Here is a 25,372-nt window from a genome sequence, read left to right as displayed (position 1 = left end):
GAGCCATCGGACATCTGCAGCAGCGTCAGGCGTTGTGGTTATTGAAATGCACATCCAGCCGGATATTTTCCGGCTCGTCGATCGCCGCCAGGTACTCGTCCACGGTGATTTCTCCGACGCAGGCCCGAGCGCCCGGCAGTGGACGATAGCCACCGGCCATTTTGCTGCTCAGCGCGACGGCGGCACTGCCGGGAATCTCCGGCCCCTTGTCGTTCAGTGCAGTCAGTTGCGCACGCATGTGCAACGGCTGACCGGTGAGGTCGACGCCATCGACATCAATGTACATCGCGCTCTTTCGATCACCCCACTGTTCAAAGCGCGCGCCCCAACGGTACAGGCGCTCGGCCCACGACGCAGGATCGCGCAGCAGCCCGCAGCGAATCGCCAGCGCCAGCAGCCAGGTCGCGATGCCGCCGGCCTTGAGCGCGGAACCGGCCTTGAAGCTCAGATTCTGCGCGGCGTAGCGTGTCGCGAATACATCCAGGTCCGGGACGTCGACATTGGCCACCAGCCGTGTGCCCATGCCGGGCATCCGGCGCAGGGTCAGGTCCATCCAGCCGTGGACTTCGTGGACCTTGCCGTTGCGCAGTTGCCTGATCGGTCGCCCGGCATTGGCCAGCACGCCACGCACGGTCGAAAGACCGGGCATCTTCGCTGCCGAGGAGATGCCGTGTTCTATCGAATCGATACGCAAAAAACGCTGGCGATGCTGATCGATGATGGCCGCCGAAAGCGTCGGCACCGAGCTGCACCCGCTCAGCACGCTGACACCTGCCTCACGCGCCTGGGCATCGAGGCTGGCGATACCGGCGACAAACGCCCGGCAATCCGCCAGGTCGCAATAATTCACGCCCGCCTCGATACAATGCCTGGCCACGGTGTACGACTGCCCCTGAAAAGGCCCCGCAGTGTGGATAAGCAGATCGATACCCAATTCACCCAGCTCACTGCCCGCGTCGTCCTGCATGATGTCCACACACCAGCTCTCGCAGAACCTGCCCCCCAGCGTTTGCAGTGCGGCGACCTTTTCCGCCAGCTTACGCGGGTCACGACCGGAAATGACCAGGTCGATGTGCGGCATCATCACCAGATGATTACAGATAAGGCTGCCGAAGTTACCGTAGCCACCGATGACCAATACGCGAAATGCCATTGACTCGTCCCTGACCTGCCGAAGGATGTGACCCTGCCTTATTGCGCCACGATTGCCGTGAGCAATGGCGATGAAATGCGCGTGCATTATTGATCATTGGCCGCAGGCCGGGTACAAAACCCTGTGCCTTTTTTGATTGTCCCGGGAGCAACGGATGCTGGAACTACACACCGAACGACTTTATCTGCGAACCCTGCTCGCCAGCGACTGGCCACTGTTTTTCAGGCTGCATTCCGAGCCCGAGACCATGCGCTACGTATTCGGAGAAATCGAAGAGGCGCAGATCCGTAAAGGCTTCGATCATCGCCTGCCCGAGTGGACGCCGGCGTCCGATCACTGGCTGTGCCTGGTGGTCACAGACACACAAAACGATGCAGAGCTGGGGGTCAGCGGTTTTCGCATCCTGTCGCCGGGGCATGCCGAAGTGGGTTGTCTGTTACTGCCGGAACATCAAGGCAAGGGCTTCGGCACCGAGTCACGCCGGGCAATCATCGACTACGCCGCCGCCATCGGCCTGGATTCACTGGAATCGACCGTGACGGACGGCAACATCGCCTCCTGCAAGGTCCTGGAGAAATGCGGTTTCACCTTCGAGCGCCGCGTCCCGCAGGCCTATCAGATCGGCGATCAGTGGTTCGACGACCTGATATACCACCTGCCACTGCGCTGATGAAGCAGCTGAACGGTGTTCGCCGGTCAATCCGCAAGCGCCTTCAGGCCTGAGGCCGCCCTCCGAGAATCGTCACCCGCTCGCCATAGCGCGAGTGCGGGAAGTAATCCCACACCGCGTGGTGCTGGGTACAACGGTTATCCCAGAACACCAGCGTGTTCGGTTCCCAGCGCACGCGACAACTGAGGCAGGGTTCGCGGGCGATCAGATCGAACAGCATATTCAGCACGGTGCGGCTCTCGCCGGGCGAGAGTTGCACGATATGCGAGGTGAACCCGGAATTGACGAACAGGCTGCGACGTCCGGTTTCAGGGTGGCGAACCACCAGCGGGTGCTCGCTTTTCGGAAGATTGGCGGGCGGCTGATAGCCTTTCCACGGAATCTCGCCATCGTGAATGGCTGTCAGCCCGCCGAGAAACTGCTGCATCGCCGGCGAGAGCATTTCAATGGCCAGGTGCATGTTGGCAAACAGCGTGTCGCCGCCGGTGCCGATGGCGGGTGTCTCCTTGACGTACAGCATCGAGCCCATCGACGGCTCCAGATCAGCGGTGCCGTCGGTGTGCCATAGCTCGCCCGCAGCGAAACGCGATTGGGCATTGGCGCGCACCACGACCAGTTCCGGGTCATCGCCATCGATGCTGTCCACCGGCAAGGCGCGCAACGGACCGAACAGTCGGCCGAACGCCTTGTGCTGTTCGATCGTGAGGTGCTGATCGCGAAACACCAGCACGTGATTTTCCAGAAAGGCCCGGCGGATTTCCGTCAGCTGCTCGGCGCTGAGTGGTTGCGACAGATCGACACCGCCGACCTCGGCGCCGATGATCGGTGTCAGGCGGTTGACCGTGATGCTCTGATACGGCGCACGCACGGCGCCTGCGATGCCTTCTATGGCCTTGAGTGCCATTTGATCCATGATCCCTCACCTTCAGTTGTTGGCATGGCCGGTCACCATGCCCGTGGTTCGTCTGCGGGTACTTCAGCCCCGCCTGAAAATCCTGTCGTTAACGTTCAGCCCTTTATCGAAGACAGGTCGGCATTGATCATCTCGGCCATCACCTGCGCCCAGGGCGCTGCGACAATGCCGTAGTGATCGATGTCCAGTGCTTGGCAGCTCAGCATGTGCGGTAACAGCTCTTGCCAGGCCCGCTGTAGATCGGCGATCCGCCAGGCGCTGCCCATGCCATAAGGATTGGGCTGCGTGGCGATGAACAGCCGCACTGGAGTGCGCAACAGCGCTTCGGGCTGATAGCCGGCCATGCTCGCCATATTGTTCTGGCAGCAGATAATCAGGCTTTGCAGGTAACGCGATGCGTCTTCGCTGGCCGTGCTGGTGGCCGTGTCGAGGCTGCGCCGTGCAGAAAACTCGCGCTGAAAGACCTGCTGAATCTGCGCTTCGCCGATCTGCGCCAGCTCGTGACCCGCATCCGGCGCGGGGGGATCGATCAGGTACAGCAATGGCTGCTCGCAATCTTCCTTCAGCAGGCTGCACATTGCCTGTGTCACCCAAGCGCCGAACGACCAACCGGCCAGACGCCATGCCGTGCCGTCGGGGTGATGGGCCTGCAACGCCTCGAGATACAGTTGCGCGCGCTCATCCACGCTGATGTTCGGCAGTTCGGGCAGGCGCAAGGCCGGATCGGCGATCACCCATACGCCCAGATCAGGGTGCAGCGCCGAGGCCAGCTCGCGGTACGCCTGCACGTCGCCACCCACAGGGTGAATCAGATACAGGCGCTCGCGGCCCGCGCCGGCATGCCACTGATCGATCCTCACCGCATCGGCCCACTGGTTTTCGTCCGCAACCGTTACGGCCCCTGACGTCTGCACCAGCGCCAACACCTCGGCCAGGCTGACTTTGTGGCTGAACTGCGACAACTGGAAGACCACGCCGGTCGCGGCCTGCAGTTCGTCGATCAGGTCCAGCAGGGTCAGGGAATCGGCGCCCAGCTCATAGAGCGAGGCATCCGGCTGCAGCGCACTCACACCGAGCCATTTGCACAGGCAGTCATGCAGATGCTCGGGCAGACGGTCCGGCGCTTCAGTGTCTGCCGTCAGCACTGGCGCAGTATCGGCCAGCGTTGAGCCTGCGCTGTGGCGAACCGGGTAAAACTGTCGCGCCGTCGCTGGATCGGTGGTCGAGATCAGCAACTGCGGCAGTTGAGCCGTCATGGCTGCATCGAATACCCGGCAACCTTCCTGCGCCGACATGCCGACCGCCAGATGCCGCTGGTGCGCGTCATCCCCGACGCCACTGGCAGCGGCCATGCCGACATCGCGCCAGATGTCCCAGTTAATGCCCAGACGCACACAGCCATTTTCGGCATGCGGGCGGTAGTGGGTGAAACCGTCAAGCACGGCACTGGCGGCGGCGTAGTCCAGGTGCCCGGCGCCACCGAACAGTGCCGACATCGAAGAGCAATACAGCACGAACCCCGGCGTCATCTTTTCGATCAACGCTTCGACCGCCAGCATGCCGCGGGTCTTGCTGGCCATCGCCTCAGACAACACCTGAGCATCGCGCTGACGGATCAGGCTGCCCGCTCCGGTGCCGGCCGCGTGAATCACGCCGTCAAAGTGCCCATAACGCTCACGCAAGTGTTCAAGCACCGTGGGCCAGCGCGCCAGGTCGGCGATATCCGCAGCGATGCTGTCGATGCGCGAAGCATAGGCGTGCAGTTCTTTCGGACACTCACCACTTCGCGACAGCAGCACGACCCGCCGCTGGCTGGATTGCAGCAGGTGTTCACACAAGGTACGCCCGATGCCGCCTGTACCGCCGAGCACCAGCAGCGTGCCGTTCGCCGGCAGCAGATTCGAAGCCGCCAGCGGACTGGCCAGCAGCTGTGGCTGCCACAGATAACCATCACGAATGGCCATGCGCCGCGGCAGCGACGCCGGTTCGGCAAGCAGCCCCGCCAAGTGCCGAGCCTGGGTGCTCAACTGCGCCGTGGGCAGGTCCAGCCAGTGACAGCGTATCGGGTACTCCTGCGGGGCCACTTCGGTGATACCGGTCAGCGCCGCCAGTTCAGGGCGCATGACCTGGCCGTTCACCGGGCACGCTTGCCAGGACAACAGCCAGAGCCGCAGGGTGCTCTTCTGTGCGTTCTGCCCCCAGGCCTGCAACAACGCGCTGAGCGTATCCAGACAGGCCCATTGCGCGGCCGCCAGGCTTTGCTCGTCAACCGCTCCGCCCACCGACAGCGGCAAGGCATGCAGCCAGTCCAGTTCGCTTGCCGTCTGCCCATTTTGATCGAGCGTAGCGATCAATCGGCCAAACGCCACTGGGTCCAGCGGGTCGAGTTCATAACGATTCGGGCCAAGTTGCTGGTAGCCATTGCCGGCCTGCACCTCGATGACATGCCGATAGACACCCTGCAGACTGCCAAGCGTGGTGGCATCCAGACGTTCATGGCTGCACACCACCAGCACTTCACGACCCTCGCCAGTGGGTTGTGTACCCACACGACGCAGCCGCTGCCACTGACGCTGATAAAACCAGTCCGCCAGCGGCTGGCGCTCGACGGCTGACGACTTCTGCAGTTCGGCGCGAGCGGCCGGTTTGAAACGGAAGGTCTGCAGATCGAATGCCGACGGAGGCAAGTCCCAGGGGGACGGCGTCGAACCGGTCGCCCCTTCGATGCTGGCCCCCGCATACCAGGCGTCCAGCAGGGCCTGGGGCGAATGCTCGCTGGCGTTCACTCGCACGTCCGAAAGCGTCACCTGCTTGATCGACGCGGCTTGCAGGCGCGGTGTCTGACCGGGCTGGCAGATCATTGCGAAGCGCCAGGGCAACGCGCGTCGACCGTGTTGCAGGTAACGCAGCAGCGCAGCCTGCTGCTCGGGAAAGGCGTTGAGCCAGGCTTCAATCGCCAGCATGTCCCGCTCCAGGGCAGTACGGCTGTGCGCCGACAGCAGCAGGCACGCCGGGCTATCCTCGACGCGCGCTGTCTGCTGCGGCGCGGCGCCGACAATCACATGCGCGTTGGTGCCACCGATACCGAAACTGCTGACCCCGGCCAGACGCCGACGCCCTTCGGGCCAGGCCCGTGAGGTGCCGGGTATGTAGAATGGCGAGTGCTGCAGGTCGATTTGCGGATTGATCCGGGTAAACCCCAGGTTGGGCGGGATCACCCCGTGAAACACGGCAAGCGTCGCGCGAATCAGCCCGACCACGCCGGCAGCCGCGCCCAGATGACCCACCTGACTTTTCACTGAGGCCAGCGCGCAACCGGCGGCTGGTGCCGCGCCGAACGCTTTGGTCAATGCAGCCACTTCAATAGGGTCGCCCAACAGCGTGCCGGTGCCGTGAGCCTCGATGTAGCCCATGTCGGCGCCATTGACCCCGGCCTTGCGCAGCGCCTCGCTGATCACTGCGCTCTGCCCCGCCACAGACGGCGCGGTGTAACTCATCTTGGCGCGGCCATCGTTGTTCAGCGCAGAGGCTTCGACCAGCGCGTAGATCCGGTCGCCGTCGGCCTGAGCACGGTCCAGCGGTTTGAGTACCACCACCCCGTAACCGCTGGCACCGATGGTGCCGCTGGCGTCGTCACTGAACGGACGGCACAAACCGTCGCGGGAAAAAATGTGCTGCGGGCGATAACGATAGCCATCGGTCAGGGTCGGGTCGATCAGCACCCCGGCGGCCAGCATCACGTCACTGTCGCCCTGACGCAGCATCGCCGCCGCCAGGTGCACGGCAATCAGCGAACTGCCGCACGCCGCCTGAACGCTGAGTGCCGGCCCGCCGAGGTCGAGGTGGTAAGCCGCCTTGGTGGCCAGAAAGTCCTTGTCGTGGTGCAGCGCCATCTGAAAACCGTCGGGCAGATCGCCCTCGGCGGTTTCGCGCAGCATTTGCTGGAAATACGTGGTTTCGCCGCAACTGGCGATCAGGCCGATGCGCGGCCCGTCGGCTTTGGGTGTCAGCCCGGCATGTTGCAGCGCCTGCACGCAGCCCATCAGCAGGTGCCGCTGTTGCGGGTCCATCAGCCGCGCTTCCTGCAGACTGATGCCGAAATAGTCGGGATCGAAATCCAGCAGGCCGGTCAGTTGACTGCGCGCACCGACCAGCCCCTCGGCAGCGTCGAACCGCTCGATGCCCAAGCCATTTCCTTGAACCATCGCCCAGAACTCGGCGAGGTTGTTCGCCCCGGCCACATTCACCGACATGCCGATGATCGCCATGGGTTGTTCGCCAGCCTTGGCGACTCGCTCATTGCCCTTCCCAGCACCGGGCAGTTGCCCTGCCGGTACGGAGAGATGCTGCGCCAGGCGGCGCACGCTGACATGCTCGAACAACGCGGCCATTGCCACTGGCTGCGGCAGCACCTCGTTGCAACGGGCATGCAGGCGCATCAGGCCGAGGCTGGTGGCGCCGGCTTCGAAGAAAGTCTGATCAGGCTCGATGTCGCGACCGATGACCGCCACGAACAACTCGCTCAGTTGTTGTTCAAGTGCGCTCAACCGTGCCGCAGGCAGCCCGGTGCGTTGCCGTTGCAACACCTCGCCGAGCCCCCCCAGTGCCCTGCGATCGATCTTGCCGCTCGGTGTACGCGGCCAGGCGTCGACCCGCCGGTACTCGTCGATACGCACATGCGCCGGCAGGTGCAGGCTGATCTGTCGGTCAAGCTGCTGTGCATCGGGCAGCGTGCCCTCGCAGTGCAACCAAGCCACCAACCGGGGCGGCTCAGCCTGCAGGGCCACCACCGCGTTGCTCACCTGAGCGACCTGCATCAGCGCGGCCTCGATCTGCCCCAGTTCAAGACGATGGCCACTGATCTTGATCTGCTGATCGTCCCGGCCCAGGTAGTGCAGGCAGGCGTTTGCATCACCCCGCGCAAGGTCGCCGGTGCGATAGAACAGGGTCATGCCCTCTGGCTGCGGCAACTCGACAAAGCGCGCGGCATTCAGCGCCGGGTCAGCGAGGTAGCAGCGCGAAATCATCGGCCCTGCCACCAGCAGATAGCCCTGGCTGCCACGCGGCACCGGCCGGTCGTATTCGTCCACCAGCAGCAGGCGTGCATTGCTCACTGCCCGCCCGATCGGCGCGCGCAGCGGCCAGTCCTGAACCGCCGCAGGCAAACGCCAGGCGCTGACCACGTGGGTTTCGGTCGGGCCGTAATGATTGAACAGCCGTGCCTGCGGCATGCCGCCGAACCAGTTGCGCAATGCCTCGGTGCACAGCAGTTGCTCGCCCGCCGTGATCACCTCGCGCAACGCCTGCGGATACACACCCTGGCTCACAGCGGTCTGCGCCAGATGCTGCAAGGCCACGCACGGCAGGAACAGCCGTTCGATGCGCGTCTGTGCCAGGTAGCTCAACAATGCCTGAGCATCCTGCCGCCAGCGCGGGTTGATCAGGTGGTAACAGCCTCCGCCGCAGAGGGTGCTGAAAATCTCCTGAAACGACACATCGAATGACAGCATGGAGAATTGCAGGGTCACTGACTTCGCGGGCAACTGCCCCTCGTTGCGCTGCCAGTGCAACAGATTGCAAAGGGTCCGGTCCGGCACCTGAACCCCTTTCGGTGTCCCCGTCGAACCGGACGTGAACAGCGTGTACAACGGTCGTTGACCCGCATGACGGCGACGCTCGAACGGTCGTGCAGCGGCGCTCAGGTCGACCCGATGACAGATCTGCCGGTCGGCGTTCAACAGGTCCAGTGCCGCCCCGGTTGCCGCGCTGTACAGCACACAGCCGGGTTGTGCCTGCTGCATGACCTGGCGCTGCACCGCCAGCGGATAGCCAGGGTCGAGGGGCACCGCAGTCAAATTGAGCCTGGCCAGCGCCAGCAAGGCCACGATGTGCTCGACCGACGCTTCGAGGTACAGGACCACTTGCAGCGGCGCATCATTGTCCTCCCGCAGCGGGCACAGCTCGATCAGGGTGGCCGCCAGCGTATCGGCCAGTGCATCCAGTTCGGCGTAGCTGATGCACTGCTGATCGGCGACCAGTGCCGGAGCATCCGGTGTGCAACTCACCTGATAGGCGAACCAGTCGGCCACGGTGTTGAACGGCGGTTCAGCGCTGTCGCCCTGACTGGCGGACGGCAGGCTGAAGCGGTAAGGCGTGAGCAGCGCATCGAGGGTGGCCGACGGCTTCTCCAGCAGCAGATCAAGCCCCTGCTGCAACAGCCGATTGACGGCGACCATTTGTGCCGCATCGAAATAACTGCACTGGTACTCCCACCAGCATTCCAGCTGCGACCCGGCATCGACCACCAGCAAAGTCAGCGGGCACTTGGCCTGCACCGTCTCGTTGAATTCCAGCGTGGCCCGCAGGCCGGTATGGGCCAGCCTGGCGTAATCGGTGTTTTCCAGCACGAACATGAAATCGAACAGCGCACTGCTCGACGACAGCCGCAGGTCTTCGACCAGATCCGCCAGCGCGACGTCCTGCAAGGCCAGCACCTCACGCACCGTGGCGGTCTGCTGATGCAGTTGCTGGCCGAGCGCCTTGTCGCCGTCGAACGCCGTGGGGATCAGCACGGTGTTGGCGAACATCCCGATTGCGTCTTCGAATTCGCTCAGCGGACGGTTGGATACCGGGCTGGCGATGCGTGGCCGTTCACAGCCGGTCAGGGCGTAAATGCTCCAGGCATAAACGCTGAACAGCACCTCATAACGCGTGACGCGCTGTCGGCTGCAAAACCGATCCAGTGCAGCACTGCGCGTGGCTCCCAGCGGCTGACGATAAAGCCGTGCCTGCGGTGCAGGCTCGTGAACCGGCAGCAGCGCGGGCGAAGGCGCCGGGTGCTGACGGTGCAACCCGGCCAGGGCGCGACGCTGATCGCGGTAACGCGGGTCGACACGCCATTGCCGTTGCCAGAGGGCAAACTCGAGCGTGCCCAGACCCGGCGAAGGCTCGGCACTCGGCCGCCCCTGTAGCGCATCGTCGTACAACTGCACCAGGTCATCGAACAACAGGTTCATCGACCAGCCATCGATGGCCACGTGGTGCAGGTTCAGCAGCAAACGACAACTGCCATCGGCAAACGGCAACAGCCAGGCCTTGCACATGGCAGATGTCGCCAGATCGAAAGGTGTGTCAAAGACCAGGGCTGCAAAGCTGCGCCAGGTCTGTTCACTGAACGCCCCGGTGGCAAAGGTCTGGCACACCGCGTCCCGTTGGTGAACCTCCTGATGCAGCCCGTCGGCAGCGGACACGAACGCCGTGCGCAGCCCGCTGTGCCGGGTCAGCAGGCGCTGCACGGACTCGGCCAATGCGCTCAGCTCGACGCCCGCTGCCAGGTGCAGGATGATTGGCACGTTGTAGGCCGTCGCCAGCGGCGTGCGCTGCTGCATCAACCACAGGCGACTTTGCTCGGCAGTCGCCGGCGCACGCCCTGAACGGTTGAGAGGCGGCGCGGGTGGATAGGCAGACGCCGCACCCTGCTCATCACCGAGTCGCTCGGCCAGTGCCGAAAACGATTCGCTCAGCACCGCACCCAGGGTGATTTCCCGCTGCCAGTGGGTGCGGATTGCAGAACGCAGACGCATGGCTTTGAGCGAGTCGCCGCCGCTGCCCAGCCAGTCATCCTCGCCGCTCAGCTCAGGTTGCGCCAACAACCTGCGGGCCTGAGTCAGCAGCCAGTCAAGCGTGGGCGAGTGTTGCTCGTCTGCACGCGAACCCGCCTGCGGTCGCCACGGTTTCAAGGGCTGCTCCAGCAGCGCACGCTGATCGATCTTGCCATTGGCGGTCAACGGCAGGCGCTGCAGCACAAACAGCTGATGCGGGCGCATCCATACCGCCAGATTGTCACGCAGGTGCTGGTCGAAATCGCGATAGTCCAGCGCCTCGCGCGGCACGATGAAGGCCAGCAACTGGTGGTCTTCAGCCGCCTGCCGGCGCGTACAGATATGCACCTGCACCACCTGCGGATGCTCCAGAATACGCTGCTCGACCTCGCCCGGCTCGATGCGAAAACCGCGAACCTTCACCTGGCGATCAATCCGCCCCAGGTACTCGATCAGCCCGTCGGCATTGACCCGCACCTGATCGCCGGTTCGGTAATGCAGCACGTCCCCGGCATCGATTGTCGGCAGGCGCAGGAAACGCTGTTCAGTCTCTGCCGCACGGTTGCGGTAACCGCGTGCAACCCCGCTGCCGCTCAGGTAAAGCTCACCCGCCTCGCCGTGAGCAACCGGACGCTGTTGCGCGTCAAGCACCTGCACTCCGGTGTCAGGCAATGGCTGGCCGATTGGCACCGCGTCGCCGGCAAAGTCGCGGGGGATCGGGTAGCACACGGCGAAGGTGGTGCATTCGGTAGGTCCGTAGGCGTTGAAAATCCGGCAACGGCTGTCGGGATTGGCCTGATACCAGGCCCGCACCGCTGCGGCACTGACCTGCTCACCGCCGATCAGCACCTGGCGCAGGCTGGCGAAACAGGCGGGGTTATCTGCGCTCAAGGTGTTGAACAGCGAAACGGTCATGAACAGGCTATCGACCTGCTGCGTTTCCAGCACTCTGGCCAGTTGCTGTGCGTCCTGCAGGTCTGCGTCGGCAATGATGACGCAGCACCCGCCGTTGAGCAGCGGCGCCCACAGTTCGAAATTACAGGCGTCGAACGCCGGGTTGGACAGGCAGGCCACACGCTCGCCTGCGCGAATGTCGAGGCAGCTGTCGGTCCGGGCCAGACGCAACAGGCCGCGCTCCCCTACGTCCACGGCCTTCGCGGTGCCGGTGGTGCCCGAGGTGTAGAACAGGAAGCTCGACGCGGCGAAGTCCTCGGGCAGCGGCAGTGCTGGTTGATCAGAGTATTCCAGCAAGGCTTCGACGCTGACGTACCAGCCATGTTGTGGCGCCACCAGGCTGTCCGCGTCTTCACCGAGGGTCACCAGCCCGACGCAGCCTCCGTCGTCGAGCATCAGTTGTCGACGCCGGGCCGGGCTGGCCCGATCCAGCGGCACCACCACAGCCCCGACTTTCAGCACGGCCAGTATCGTGGCGATCCATTGCCAGCAGCGCGGCATGCACAGGGCGATCGGATCCGCAGGGCCGGTGCCTTGTGCCAGCAGCCCTTTGGCGATGCGTTCACTGGCGCTGGCCAGTTGCGCGTAAGTCAGCCGTACCTGTCGGTCGATCACGGCCAGCGCCTGGGGCTCACGGCGTACCTGCTCGGCAAAACGCGACAGCAGGGTCTGGGGGTTGCGGGCGATATTCTCCTCGTGCCGGTTCATCATTGCGCCTCCTGCGTGTCGAAACGTTGCAGCTCTTGCCTGAGCGTCTGCGAGACCCGATGCACCTCGGCGCTTTCCAGCATGTCCCAGTGCCCGCCGTGAACCAGCCGGGCTCTGTAACCGTTGCCCGCGCGACGACGCCAGAAGCTGCGCAGCTCATGCAACTGCGTGCGGGTAAAGCCTTCGCGAGCCTGAATCAGCACGATGCGCCCGGCTTGCGGCGCGCACTCGTATGCGGCCATGGCCAGGCGGTTGTGGTTGTAGAGGTGGAAATACCGCTCGACCTGCGCGTCTTCGATGCCGGGGTACATGCCGTTGAAGCGCACCAGCTTGTCGCGAAACTCCGCCATGTCCACGGTCCCGATCTGTTGCCGGAACCCCGGGTCATCCGAGCCCTGGGTATCGAGCAGCACCACCGTCACCTGACGATGGCCGGCAGCCGTCAGGCGGCGGGCCATTTCGTAAGCCACCAGGCCACCGAACGACAGCCCGGTGAGCACCAGCGGTTGTGAGGTCAACGCTGCGATCCGCCGCAAATAGGCGTCGGCCATCGCTTCGACGCTCGGCTCGGTGCTTTCTCCGGGGTTCAACCCTGGCGATTGCACACCGTACACACCGATGCTGTCCGGCAGTTCCTTGGCCAGTGACAGGTAGCAGAACGCCGTGCCCCCCGCCGGGTGAATGCACACCACGTTGCGCTGCCCGGCACCGCGCCGGAATTCGATCAGGTTGTCCTGTGCCGCGGCCAGGCTGGCGCCAGTACGCAGCCAGCCGCCCAACGCCTCGATGGTCGGGTGGCCGAGGATCACGCGCACAGGCACTTCGACGCTGAACGCCCGGCCAATTTCGTAGGCCATCTTGATCGCCGCGATCGATGTCCCGCCGACGTTGAAAAAGTTGTCGCGAATGCCGATCTGCGGCACCAGCAGCAGGTCTTTCCAGATCTGATACAGGGTCAGCTCGATATGGTCACGGGGGCTGCCGAGATTGACCTGCCGGTCGGCCAGATCCTGATCGGCCAGTGCCGCAAGGGCGGCACGGTCGACTTTGCCATTGACCGTCAACGGTAAGGCGTCCAGCCACAGAAACGCGCTGGGCATGACGGCGCTGGACAGGGTCGTTGCCAGATGCGCACGCAGTGCGGATTCGTCCACGGTGCTGTCGGTAACGCAGCACGCCACAAGGCGCTGGTTCTGCGCCGTATCACCGACGATCAACGCCACACTGGTGCGAATACCGGGGAACAGATCCAGCCGCGCTTCGATTTCACTCAGTTCCAGGCGAATACCGCGCAGCTTGACCTGAAAGTCGTTGCGACCGATAAACTCCAACTGACCGTCCGGGCGATAACGCGCCAGATCGCCGCTGCGGTACAGCCGGTCACCGGCAACGAAGGGGTTGTCGATAAACCGTTCGGCAGTCAGCTCGTCCAGCCCCAGATAACCCCGTGCAACGCCGACACCACCAATGTGCAACTGACCGGTGACCCCGGCCGGCACCGGCGCATCACGCTCGTCGAGCACGTAAAAACGGGTGTTGGCAAGGGGTCGGCCGATGGGCAATTGGCGTGGCGGAACGTCAGCACCAGGCTCCAGCGTCCAGACACTGCTGATCACTGTGGTTTCGGTCGGACCATAAACGTTGTGCAGGCGGGCATGCGGCAGACGCTCCTGAAACAGCCTGGCGACTGCGGGCGACAGCTCCCCGCCGCCACTGAACACATCCTTCAGGGAGAGACAGGCGCTGACCTCTTCGACCTCCAGAAACAGTTGCAACATGGCCGGCACGAACACCATCGCGGTGACGCTTTGTTCGCGCACCACCTGCGCCAGGTAGCCGGGTTCGAAATGCCCGCCGGGACGGGCGATGACCAGCCTGCCCCCGGTGAGCAACGGCCAGAAAATCTCCCAGGCCGAGGCGTCGAAACCGAATGGGATCTTGTGCAGCATGCTCCCGTGTTCGCCGCAGAATTGCTGACACCACAGCAGCAGGTTGCTCAGCCCGCGATGCGTGACCATCGCCCCCTTGGGCAGCCCGGTAGTGCCGGAGGTGTAAAGCACATACGCCAGGTGGTCGGCGTTCACACCGACACGCTGCGGCTGCGGATTGTCCGACGGGCACTCGGCCCAGAGCACGGCATCGGCCTGCACGTCGAGGATCGGCACTTCACAGTCCGCGCCTTGCAGGGCCTCGCGCAGGATCTTGCGCGTCGGCCCTTGGGCCAGCAGCACCACTGGGGACGTGTCATCGAGAATATGCCGCAGGCGACCCGATGGATAATCCGGGTCCAGTGGCACATAGGCGCCCCCGGCCTTGAGCACCGCCAGCACGGCCACCGGCAGTTCCAGCGAACGTTCGATACACACCGCCACGCGCACATCCGGGCCGACGCCGAGGGTGAGCAAGTGATGCGCCAGGCGGTTAGCCTGACTGTTGAGCTGGCTGTAGCTCAGCGATCGACCTTCGAAGATGACCGCACACTCGGCCTGCCGACGCGTGACCTGAGCTTCGATCAGGCGATGCACGCAATCGACGGGCTGGGCCAGCGGTGCCGGGCTGTTCCACGCATGCAGTATCTGTTCGCGTTCGGCATCGCTGATCAGCGTCAGTGCGCCAACAGGCTGCTTGGGGTTCAGCGCCACCTGTTCCAGCAGCTGACGATAATGCGCGCTCAGGCGCTCGATGCTGGTCTGGTCGAACAGGTCGGTGTTGTATTCCACCAGCAGGCTCAGCACACCGTCGCGCTCGACCCATTCGAACGCCAGGTCGAACTTGGCCGTGGCGCTCCCGGTGCTGTACGGCGTCATGCTCAGGCCCGGCATCTGTGCGGCGTTGCCTGGGGTGTTCTGCAACACCATCATCACCTGAAACAACGGCGAATACGCAGTATCGCGCTGCGGGTTGACGGCCTCCACCACGCGGTCGAAAGGCACATCCTGATGCGCGTGGACATCCAGCAGAGTGGCGCGTACTTCGCGCAACAGCTCGGCAAAGGTCTGCTGCGGATCGAGACACTGGCGAATCACCTGAGTGTTGACGAAATGACCGATCAACGGCTCGATTTCGGGACGGCTGCGGTTGGCGAACGGGGTACCGATGCACAGGTCTCGCTGTCCGCTGTGGCGCCAGAGCAGGACCGACAGCGCGCCGATCAGCACGTTGAACAGCGTGCCTTGGGTCTGTCTGGCCAGCGCATTGAGCGCACGCAAGGTGGTGCCGTCGACCGTCGAGCTGAAGGTCGCCCCGACGTAGCGCTGCACGTTCGGACGTGGCCGGTCGGCAGGCATGTCGAGCAGCGGCGGCGCGTCGGCCAGGGTGCGCTTCCAGAAGTCCAGTTGCCCGGCCAGCGCCTCGTCGCTCAGCCGCTGTTGCTGCCAGCAGGCGTAATCGGCGTACTGCACTGCCAGCGGCGCCAGACTGGACGCCTGACCGCGCAGGAAATCGCCATACACGGTGGTCACTTCCTGAAGGATCACGCCCATCGACCAGCCATCGGCGATGATGTGGTGCACGCTGTACAGCCAGAGGTACTCCTCATCGGCAAGGCGCAGCAGCGAGGCCCGCAGCAACGGGCCGCTGGCCAGGTCAAACGGCGCTTTGGCCTCCTGCTCAACCGCCATGCTGACGTGCGCATCGCGCGCCGTCGGCGACAGGTCACGCAGGTCGACACTTGGCATCACCAGCGGCATCGCCGGGTGCACGAGCTGCCGTGGCTCGCCGTCCACGCTGGCAAACGTGGTGCGCAATATTTCATGGCGCATGATCAATTCGTTCAGCGCCCGCTCCAGCACCGGCACATCCAGCGCGCCTTTCAGCAGCACCGCAGTGGGCACGTTATAGAACGCATTGCCCGGTTCCATCTGATCGAGAAACCACAGCTGGCGCTGTGAAAACGACAGCGGAACAGCTGCTTGCCCGGCGGCACGCCGAGGGATCGCGGCGGGGTCGGTGCCGCTCAGCAAGGCAATCAGTTCTGCCTTGTGCTGCTTGAGCGCCTGCAACATCTCGTCATTCAGAAACCCGCGCGGTGCCTTGCAGCGCAGTTTGTCGCCGTCCACTTCAAGCACCACGGCGTGGCGACCGAACAACTCCAGCAATTGATAGGCATTCATATCTCTATCTCCTCCATGTCGCTGGCGTCGTCCGTTTGATTGGCGGCAGAAGCGAACGCCTCGACCTGCGCGCGGCGTTGTTCGTCGGCAGTGCGCAGACCGCCCACCATCGAGTAAATCAACTGATGATTCGGTCCCAGGTCGAACAGGGCCGACAATTGCTGCTCTTCGAGCGAGCCCATGCCACACAGGCCAAGGCCCTGCTCCACCGCCGTCATGGTCAGCAATTGCGCCATGCCTCCGGCTTCGATATGACAGAAGTCGCGACTGCGCTCGCCATACAGCGGCCGGATCGCGGCCATGTCGGCGATGAAGAACAGCGAGAACGCGGCGTTTTCATACACCGGGCGGTTAACGAAATAATCGTAGGTGTCCGGATCGAGCGGCTCGCTGTCGAGCATCAGCAGGCGGTGTTGAACCGGGTCGTAGTAATAGGCGCCGGCAGCAACGCCGGTGACCCGCTGCGGTTTGACATACAGGTAGCACTGGATCGGGTACAGACCGCCTGCGGACGGGAACTGGTATTTGACCTCGCCGTGCAGTTGCCCCTGCGCCAGGCTGGCCAGTAACCCGGCAAACGCCTCGGTCGGAATGGGTCGGTCAGCGAATTGGCGTACCGAGCGATAGTCGCTGAAGCGCCGCGCGAACGCCGGGTTATCCGGACGCGCCAGGTCCAGCACCGCAACCTGCGGGGCGAAGGTCCGCCGACCGCGCTGCTCGGCCTTGAAGCGCGCCCGCTGCTGCGGATCCTCGATCACTTGCTCAGGCGAACCCGCGCGCTGACGAGCGCTGTCGACCACACTGCCGTTGGCCAGATTCCGGCGGTACATGCCGAGCAGATTGAGCAGGGTCGGCTGCGCCAGCAGTTGCGCAACGTTGGGACGGAATTGCAGTTCGCCGGACAGCGCATTACTGATCCTGACAATGTCGATCGAGGTGGCGCCCAGGTTGAGCAAATTGGCGTCGGCAGCGATCGACGGGCGCTTGAGCACGCCCTGCACGATCATCACCAGTTGTTGCTCCTGTGGCCCCTCCACTTCCAGCGCCGGGCCGGCGTCCTGAACCTGCGACGGCTCCGGCAGGCGTTTCTTGTCGACCTTGCCGTTGGCCGACAGCGGCCATTCCTGCACGAAGGTAAACGACGTCGGCACCATGTAGGCCGGCAGTTTGTCTGCCAGGTACTGGGCAAAATCACTGGCCTGCAACGAGGGATCGGCCTTGAGTACGTAGCCCGCAAGCCGCTTCTCGCCCAGCGCTTCGCCGAGCACCCGCACCACGGCGCTCTGTACGCCGGGATGGCGATTGAGTGCCGCTTCGATCTCGCCCAACTCGATGCGGTGCCCTTGGACCTTGACCTGGGTGTCTTCACGCCCGAGAAACTCGATATTGCCGTCGGGCAGCCAGCGCCCCAGGTCGCCGGTCCGGTACAGACGTTCGCCGGTCAGCGGGTGGGCGAAGAAACTGCCGGCACTCAGGGCTTCATCACGCCAATAGCCCTTGGCCAGGCCGACACCGCCGATATACAACTGGCCAGCCACCCAGGTCGGGCGAACCTGCAAGGCGTCATCCAGCACATAGAAGCGCTGGTGATCCAGCGCCTTGCCATAGGGAATACTGCGCCACGCGGGGTCGACCTGCTGCAGCGGATACTGGATCGACCAGATGGACGCTTCGGTCGCCCCGCCAAGGCTGATCAGTTGCAACGCCGGCTGCAGCGCCCAGGCACGCTCGGGCAGCGTCAGGGGAATCCAGTCGCCTGACAGCATCGCCACGCGCAGGCACGACGGCAAAGCGCTGCGCTCGCCTTGCACATACTCCAGCAACATGCCGAACAAGGCGGGCACCGAATTCCACAGGCTGACCTGATGCCGCTCGATCAGCGTCAGCCAGTGCGCCGGGTCGAGAGCCTGCTGCGGTTCGAGCAGCACCACCGCCGCGCCAGCGGCCAGCGAGCCGAAGAAGTCATAGACCGACAGGTCGAAACTCAGCGACGAAACCGCCAGCACCCGATCCGCAGCGCCGACGGCAAAGCGCCGGTTGATGTCGAGCAGCGTATTCACCGCACCGCGATGATCGATGACCACGCCCTTGGGCAGGCCGGTCGAGCCGGAGGTGTAGATCACATAGGCCAGATCGTCCGGGGTGAGATGCACGGCGTGCAATTCGGACTGATCGGAAAGGCCATCGTCGGCAACGATCGGATCGCTCACGCTGATGACCTGGACCTGCACGGGCCACTCGACACGTTGCCGCAGTACCGGCTGAGTCAGCGCCAGGCTGGCTTCGGCGCGTTGCAGGATGTGCTCCAGACGCTCGGTCGGCAGCGCCGGGTCGAGCGGCAGGTAGGCCCCGCCGGCGTACTGGATCGCCAGCGTCGCGACGACCTGTTCCCAGCCACGTTCCATGACCACCGCGACCAGTTGATTAGGCACCACGCCGCGACGCTGAAGCAGCGCCGCCAGTTGACGCGCTTCGGTTCGCAGCTGGCGATAACTCAGCTGCCGATGGGTGTCGATGACTGCCAGCGCATCCGGGGCAGCGAGTGCCTGGCGATCAAACAGTTCGTGCATCAGCGCCGAGTCAACGGGGCTGGCCTCGGGCGCCGGCAAGCGTGCCAGCGGTATCAGCTCCACCGTGCCAGCGTTCCAGGCATCGGCGTCGAGCAGGCGATCCAGCAGCGCGTTGTAGGCGACGAACATCTGCTCGATCAGGCCTTGCGGAAACAACTCGTCGATGCTGTCCCAGTTGAACAGCAGGCGCCCTTCCAGCTCCAGCAGCGTGTGGTCAAGCCAGACCTGCGGGGTCTGGGTGATGCTGTGCATGTGCTCGGCATTCAACGCGTCGGCAAGGTTGAATTCGGCCAGTTCCGGCGCAGCTTCCGACAAGGTGCTGTTGAACACGATCGGCATGGCGGTCTGCTGCACGCCTCGGGCCTGGGACAGTTCACGCAGCACTCGCACGCCGCTGACCACCGAATGGTCGATGTCTTGCCACAGCCGTGCCTGCACGGCACGCGCCTTGTCGATGAAGCTCGCGGCCCCGTCGAGACTGACTTCAAGCAAGACCAGCGAGGTGAAGTCGCCGATGATCTCATCGACATCCGGGTGCAGCGGCATGCGGTTGAACAGCGGTAGACTCAACGTGAAGCGCGGCTGCAGACTCCACAGCGCCAGCACCTCGCTGAACGCGGTCAGCAGCATCACCGACGGGGTCACGGCAAATTGCCTGGCGAGTTCCTTGAGCCGTGACCACTGCAGCGCTGAAAGCTCGCGGTCGCGGCGGGTAAAGTGCGGGTGGCTGATGCTTTCCGGCTGGCACACCAGCGGCAGGTCCGGCGCAGGTGCCAGCGCGGCAACCTTCTCGCGCCAGTAGTCCAGCGCCTGTGCGTAGCGGCTGTCATTGCGCAAGCGCTGCTCGGCCAGCACGTAATCGCGAAAGGTCAGCCCCGGTTCGGGCAGTTGCAACTGCGGGTCGGCATAAAACGCCATCAGCTCGCGCGCCAGAATCTGCGTACTCGCGGCGTCGACGATCAGGGCGTCAAGGCTGATGTGCAAATGGCTGATGTCCTCGTCGAGCAACGACAGACTGAACTCGAACAACGGCCAGCGACTGGCGTCCAGGACCTGATGGGATTGACGTTCGCGGGTGACTTGCAGGGCCTGCTGCGCGGCGTCGGCAGACAGGCCGCGCAGATCGTTGCGTGGCATGTGATAGGTCGGCACGCTGTCGAGGACCTGCTGCGTGCCATCGCCGAGGAACACCACGCGCAGCATGTCGTGCCGCAGGATCATGCGGTTCAGCGCCTGCTCGAAACGTGGCACGTCGAGGCCGGGGATGCGCAGTTCTTCATAGCCATGGGCACTGACCCCGCCGAGGCTGACCGACGCTTCGCGGCCAAACCAGTACGCCTGCTGGATATCGGTCAACGGAAACGGTGCATAGCGTGCGCTGCGATCAGCTTCAATCGGGGCAAAGGGTGTGTCGAGCGAAGGCCCGTCACCCCGCCCGAGCCGCACCTGCTCGGCCAGGTCCATCAGCACCGGCGTCTTGAACAGGCTGCTCAGGGACAGTTGCGCGCCCATGCGCTGGTTGATCATGTAGATCATCCGTGTGGCCAGCAGCGAATGCCCGCCCAGCTCGAAAAAGTTGTCGTGAATGCCGACCTGCTGGCACTTGAGCACCTCGGCCCAGATACACACCATCTGCCGCTCGGTCTCGTCGCGCGGTGCCACATAGGCACTGGCGGCCTGTCGCTCTGGCACTGGCAGCGCCTGACGGTCGAGCTTGCCGTTACGGGTCAGCGGCAACTGCGCCAGCGCCACCCAGGCCGTCGGCACCATGTGTTCCGGCAGGTGGCGGTGCAGCTCGGCACGCAGCGTTTCGGCCGTTGCAGGCCCCACCACGTAGGCCACCAGACGCTTGTCGCCCGGCGCATCTTCGCGCAACACCACCACCGCTTCCCGCACACCGGGTTGCTGGTGCAGAAGGCTGTCGATCTCGCCCAGTTCGACGCGAAAGCCGCGCAACTTGACCTGCTGGTCGATGCGTCCCAGGTAGTGCACGTTGCCGTCGGCCGCAAATCGCGCCAGGTCTCCGCTGCGGTACATGCGCGCACCGGGCTGCGGGTTGAACGGGTCCGGCAGGAAGCGTTCGGCGCTCAAGTCTGGACGATTCAGATAACCACGGGCCAGGCAGGCTCCGGCGATATACAACTCGCCCGCCACACCGACCGGTACCGGGTTCAGGTCGCCGTCCAGCACATACAGACGCGCATTGGCGATGGGCCGGCCAATCGGCGGTGCGTCCGGCCACTGCCCGGCGGCGTCACAGTTCAGGCTGAACTGGCTGACCACGTGGGTTTCGGTCGGGCCGTACTGGTTGTGCAGTTGCGCACCGCCAAGGCCGCAGACAAAGGCACGCAGTTCGTCATTGACGAGCAACGCCTCGCCAGCAGTGATGATTTCGCAGCCGCCCTTTGGCAAAGGCATCGGCACCGACGCCTCGGCTTCAGTGAGGCTGGCCAGTTGCTGAAGCACGGCAAAAGGCAGAAACGCCCGTTGTACATCTTCGGCCACCAGCGTCGGGCGCAGCGCGGCGAGATCTTTGCGGCCGGCTTCGCTCATCAGCATCAGACTGCCACCCTGGCACAGCGTGCTGCAGATTTCCTGAAACGACACGTCGAAATTCAACGATGCGAATTGCAGCACGCGTTGTGAAACAGGCGTCTGTTCCAGTTGCCAGGCGATCAGGTTATCCAGCGCCGCACGACTGTGCGCCACGCCCTTGGGGCGTCCGGTCGAACCGGAGGTGTAGAGCACGTAAGCCAGGTTACCGGGGCTGACGGGGACTTGCGGGTTGGCCTCGGAATACCCAGACCAGCGCTGCGCTTCCACGTCGAGGCAGCAGATCGGCAGCGTGTCGGGCAACGGCGGCAGACCGGCACGCAGTGCAGTCTGGGTCAGCAGCAGGCTCGGTGCGGCATCCGCGAACATGAACGCCAGACGCTCGACCGGGTATGCAGGATCGAACGGCACGTAAGCGGCGCCGGTCTTGAGAATGGCCAACAGGCCGATGACCATCTGCGGCGAGCGCTCCAGACACAGTCCCACGCGCTGCTCGGGCCTCACGCCCTGCTCGATCAGGTAACTCGCCAGGCGGTTGGCAGACTGATTGAGCTCGGCGTAAGTCAGCGCTCGCTCATCGGCCAGCAACGCCACGGCATCGGGTGTGCGCTGCGCCACGGCCTCGAATCGCTTGACGCAATCGGGCTGCGCCGAGGTATCGCGTTCGGTGCGGTTCCAGTCGTGGACGATCCGTCGATGCTGCTCGGCGTTGAGCAGGTCGAGCGTCGCCAACGGCTGTTCGCTGTCCTCGACCATCTGCATGAGGATGCGGCGCAGGTATTCGCCCATCTGCACCACGGTCTCCGGCTCGAACAGCCCCGACGCGTATTCCAGGCCGCCGACGATTTGCCCGTCGCGTTCGCTGAGTGCCAGTTGCAGGTCGAATTTGGCCACTGGCTGGACGCTTTGCAGCACGCTGACCTCGAGCCCGGACAACTCCAGATCCGAATCCTGATGCTGCTCCCAGGCGAACAGCACCTGAAACACCGGGCTGTAAGCCAGACTGCGCGGCGGGTTGAGCAACTCCACCACTTGATCGAACGGCAAGTCCTGATGTTCCTGAGCGGCAAGCGCAACGCTGCGCGCCTGTTGCAGCCAACTGGCCACCGTCGGGCTGCCGGCGCGGGTCATGCGCAGGGCCAGGGTATTGACGAAGAACCCGATCAGCCCTTCCAGCTCCTGCTGGCTGCGGTTCGCCGAGGGCACACCAATGACCACGTCATCCTGCCCCGACAGGCGCATCAGCAACAGCGACCAGGCCGCCAGCAGGTTCATGAACAATGTGGTGCCCTGCTGCGTAGCCAACATTCGGAGCCGTGCCGTCAGCGCGCGTTCAAAGACCAGTGGCACGAAGCCGCCGCGGTAATCCTGGGCGGCCGGACGTTTGTGATCGGTGGGCAACTCCAGCAATAGCGGTGCACCGCTCAGGGTTTCACGCCAGTAGCGTCGCTGCGCATCCAGTACCTCGCCGGACAGCCACTGGCGTTGCCAGGCCGCGTAATCCACATACTGAACAGCCAGCGGCGGCAGTGGCAGGGACTGCCCGTGCGCGGCCGGTTGCTGAATAGCCGCCTCATAGAGCAGCCCCAGTTCACGGGTCAGCACGCCCATCGACCAGCCATCCGAGACGATATGGTGCTGGGTCAGCAACAATACGTGATCGTCGTCGGCCAGCTTGACCAGGCTGACGCGCATCAACGGCCCTACCGCCAGGTCGAACGGCTTGCTGCCCTCTGCGTCGATCAACGCCAGCAGACGCGCCTGGGCATCGTGCTCGCCGCGCAGATCGATGACTGGTAACGGAATGATCGTCTCCGCAGCGCAAACGCGCTGCCGCCCCTCGCCCTCGACCGCGAAGAAGGTGGTGCGTAGCGCCTCGTGGCGGGCCACCAGCTGATTGAAACTGCGCTCCAGCGCGGCCACCTGCAACGGCCCGCGCAGGCGCAGATTCAAGGGCATGTGGTAGGCCGCATTGCCGCCTTCCATCTGCGCCAGAAACCACAGGCGCTGCTGGGCAGATGACAATGTGTGTGCCCCGCTACGCTCTACAGCCGTGATCGGCGGGCGAGCGTTGCCCTGCTGAGCGGTGCTCAGTCGTTCGGCGAACTGCTGCAGCACGGGGGCGGTAAACAGGGATGAGGGTGACACCTCAAGATGCAGTGCCTGCCGAACCTTGGCCAGCACACGCATCACCAGCAGCGAGTGGCCACCGAGTGCAAAAAAGTGATCCTGGCGACCGACTCGCTCGACGCCCAGCACCTCCGCCCAGATGGCCGCGAGGGCCGTTTCCAGCGCGCCTTGCGCGGCTTCGAAGACATGCCGATCGAACGCGTCATCCCCCGGCTCGGGCAGTGCGATGCGGTCCAGCTTGCCATTGGCGGTCAGCGGCAGCGCGTCCATGCGCACGAACGCAGCAGGAATCATGTAGTCCGGCAGGCTGCGCTGCAGATGCTCGCGCAGGCCTTTGGGCGTCAGCGCTGCGCCGCTCTGTTCGCGAAAGTAGGCAATCAGCCTGGGCACGCCGGCGTTGTCCTCGCGCAGCACCACCACGTTGTCACGCACACCGGCAACCTCGGCCAGACGCGCCTCGATTTCTCCCAGTTCCAGGCGCAGGCCGCGCAGCTTGGCCTGCGAGTCGTTGCGCCCGAGGAATTCCAGATGGCCGTCAGCCCGATAGCGGGCCAGATCGCCAGTACGGTACAACCGCTCACCGGCCACGAACGGGCTGTCGATGAAGCGCTCGCGGGTCAGTTCCGGCAAATTCAGGTAGCCACGCGCTACCCCCGCGCCGCCGATGTACAGTTCGCCGGTCACGCCCTGGGGAACACGCTCGCCAGCGGCATCGAGCAGGTAAATCCGCGTGTTGGCCAACGCCCGTCCGATGGGCAGCACCGCATCGACGTGGCTGTCGGGTTCGAACTCGAAACAGGTGCTGTCGATGCTCGCTTCGGTAACACCGTAGGCCTGGACGATCTGCACCTGCTCGCCACACAACCCACGCAGTTGGCGCGCGCTGTGCGCCGTCCAGATGTCCGAGCCGCAAACCACCGTGCTCATGAACGACAGATAGCGCCCCGCCTCCTGCACCCAGGCCAGCAACGGGTTAAGCACCGCCGGCACGAAGTCCGCGAAATCGATGCGCGCCTCGCTCAACAGGCGATACAGCGCAGGCGGGTCCATCAGCGTGTCACGTGGGCAGAGCACAAGCGTGCCGCCAAAACCCAGTGCGCGGATCAGGTCGGCGCTGAACACATCGAAGGAAAACCCGGCCATTTGCAGGTGATTGAGTGGCTTGTGCAGCGCGTACAAACGCTCCCAGGCAGCGCTCACCGCGATCAGCCCACGGTGCTCGACCATGACCCCCTTGGGCGTCCCGGTGGAGCCCGAGGTATAGATCACGTACGCCAGATGGCAGGACGTCAGACCAACCGCGTGCGGGTCAGGGTTGTGCGCCGGCTGCGCTGCCCATAGTCGGGTATCGGCCAGATCAAGCACCTGCGTTGCGACCTCAACCTCCTCCAGCGCCGCCAACAACGCCGCGCGCGCCGGAGCGTGGCTCAGCAGCACGCGTGGCGCGCTGTCTGCCAGCATGTGTGCCAGCCGGGCTTTAGGGTACGCGGGGTCCAGCGGCACGTAGGCACCGCCCGCCTTGAGTACCGCGAGCACGCCAACCAGCATGTCCAGCGAGCGCTCCAGACAAATCCCGACCCGCACATCCGGCCCGACACCAAGGCTGCGCAGGTAATGGGCCAGGCGGTTGGCCTGGGTATTGAGCGTCGCATAGTCAAGCGTGTCCAGCCCGAAGCGTGCCGCGATAGCACCAGGATTGCGCTCTGCCTGGGCTTCGAAAAGGCCATGCACACACTGGTTTTGGTCAAAGGGTTGCTCTGTATCAGGATGAGCGAAGCCCGTCCCGCGCGAGGAAGATTTGTCGACCATCAGGAATCACCGTCCGTGAGCAGATTATTTTTTTATGAGCAGACGGGAGCGCAGAGCAGCAAGCCCGTCAGGCACGGCATGAGCAATGCCGGATGAACATCGAGATTCAGGGAGAGGGTGCGGCGCGGGCTCTCGGGCTCATGTCATGACCTGACATGCAAGCACTCGGGGGGATCGCAGAGGGATGACAGACGAACGC

Annotated in this window: 6 protein-coding genes; 1 reads left to right on the top strand and 5 read right to left on the bottom strand. The window is 64.3% G+C overall.

Annotated features, from left to right (window positions below; translation table 11 throughout):
- Positions 1-25: 25 nt before the first annotated feature.
- Entirely contained in the window at positions 26-1,153 is a 1,128-nt protein-coding gene (locus tag GE543_RS12535; RefSeq protein WP_153221567.1) for a saccharopine dehydrogenase family protein, read from the bottom strand.
- Positions 1,154-1,307: 154 nt separating this feature from the next.
- On the opposite strand from GE543_RS12535, the gene GE543_RS12530 reads away from it, so the two are divergent.
- Positions 1,308-1,823 (top strand): GNAT family N-acetyltransferase, encoded by a 516-nt coding sequence (locus GE543_RS12530; RefSeq protein WP_003415805.1) that lies wholly within the window; start codon positions 1,308-1,310, stop codon positions 1,821-1,823.
- 43 nt (positions 1,824-1,866) lie between these two features.
- On the opposite strand, the gene GE543_RS12525 is transcribed toward GE543_RS12530, so the two are convergent.
- The 4 genes from GE543_RS12525 to GE543_RS12510 all read right to left on the bottom strand — a co-directional run bounded on the left by GE543_RS12525 (position 1,867) and on the right by GE543_RS12510 (position 25,173).
- Positions 1,867-2,736, bottom strand: coding sequence for a TauD/TfdA family dioxygenase (locus GE543_RS12525; RefSeq protein ID WP_153221566.1), 870 nt, complete (start codon positions 2,734-2,736; stop codon positions 1,867-1,869).
- A 95-nt stretch (positions 2,737-2,831) separates the two neighbouring features.
- Positions 2,832-12,002: a hybrid non-ribosomal peptide synthetase/type I polyketide synthase gene (locus GE543_RS12520; RefSeq protein ID WP_153221565.1), complete on the bottom strand. Its 9,171-nt coding sequence runs from the start codon at positions 12,000-12,002 to the stop codon at positions 2,832-2,834.
- A complete protein-coding gene (locus tag GE543_RS12515) occupies positions 11,999-16,111 on the bottom strand; it encodes a non-ribosomal peptide synthetase (protein ID WP_153221564.1) in 4,113 nt (1,370 codons plus the stop codon). Before GE543_RS12515 ends, GE543_RS12520 begins: the two co-directional genes overlap by 4 nt.
- Positions 16,108-25,173, bottom strand: coding sequence for a non-ribosomal peptide synthetase (locus GE543_RS12510; RefSeq protein WP_153221563.1), 9,066 nt, complete (start codon positions 25,171-25,173; stop codon positions 16,108-16,110). The genes GE543_RS12515 and GE543_RS12510 overlap by 4 nt, the downstream gene beginning before the upstream one ends.
- Positions 25,174-25,372 lie beyond the last annotated feature (199 nt).

The organism is Pseudomonas sp. SZ57 (genome assembly GCF_009495975.1).
GTDB classification, from domain to species: Bacteria; Pseudomonadota; Gammaproteobacteria; order Pseudomonadales; family Pseudomonadaceae; genus Aquipseudomonas; species Aquipseudomonas syringae.
Note: the sequence above shows the minus strand (reverse complement) of the source record. Positions and strands in the feature narration are given on the sequence as shown.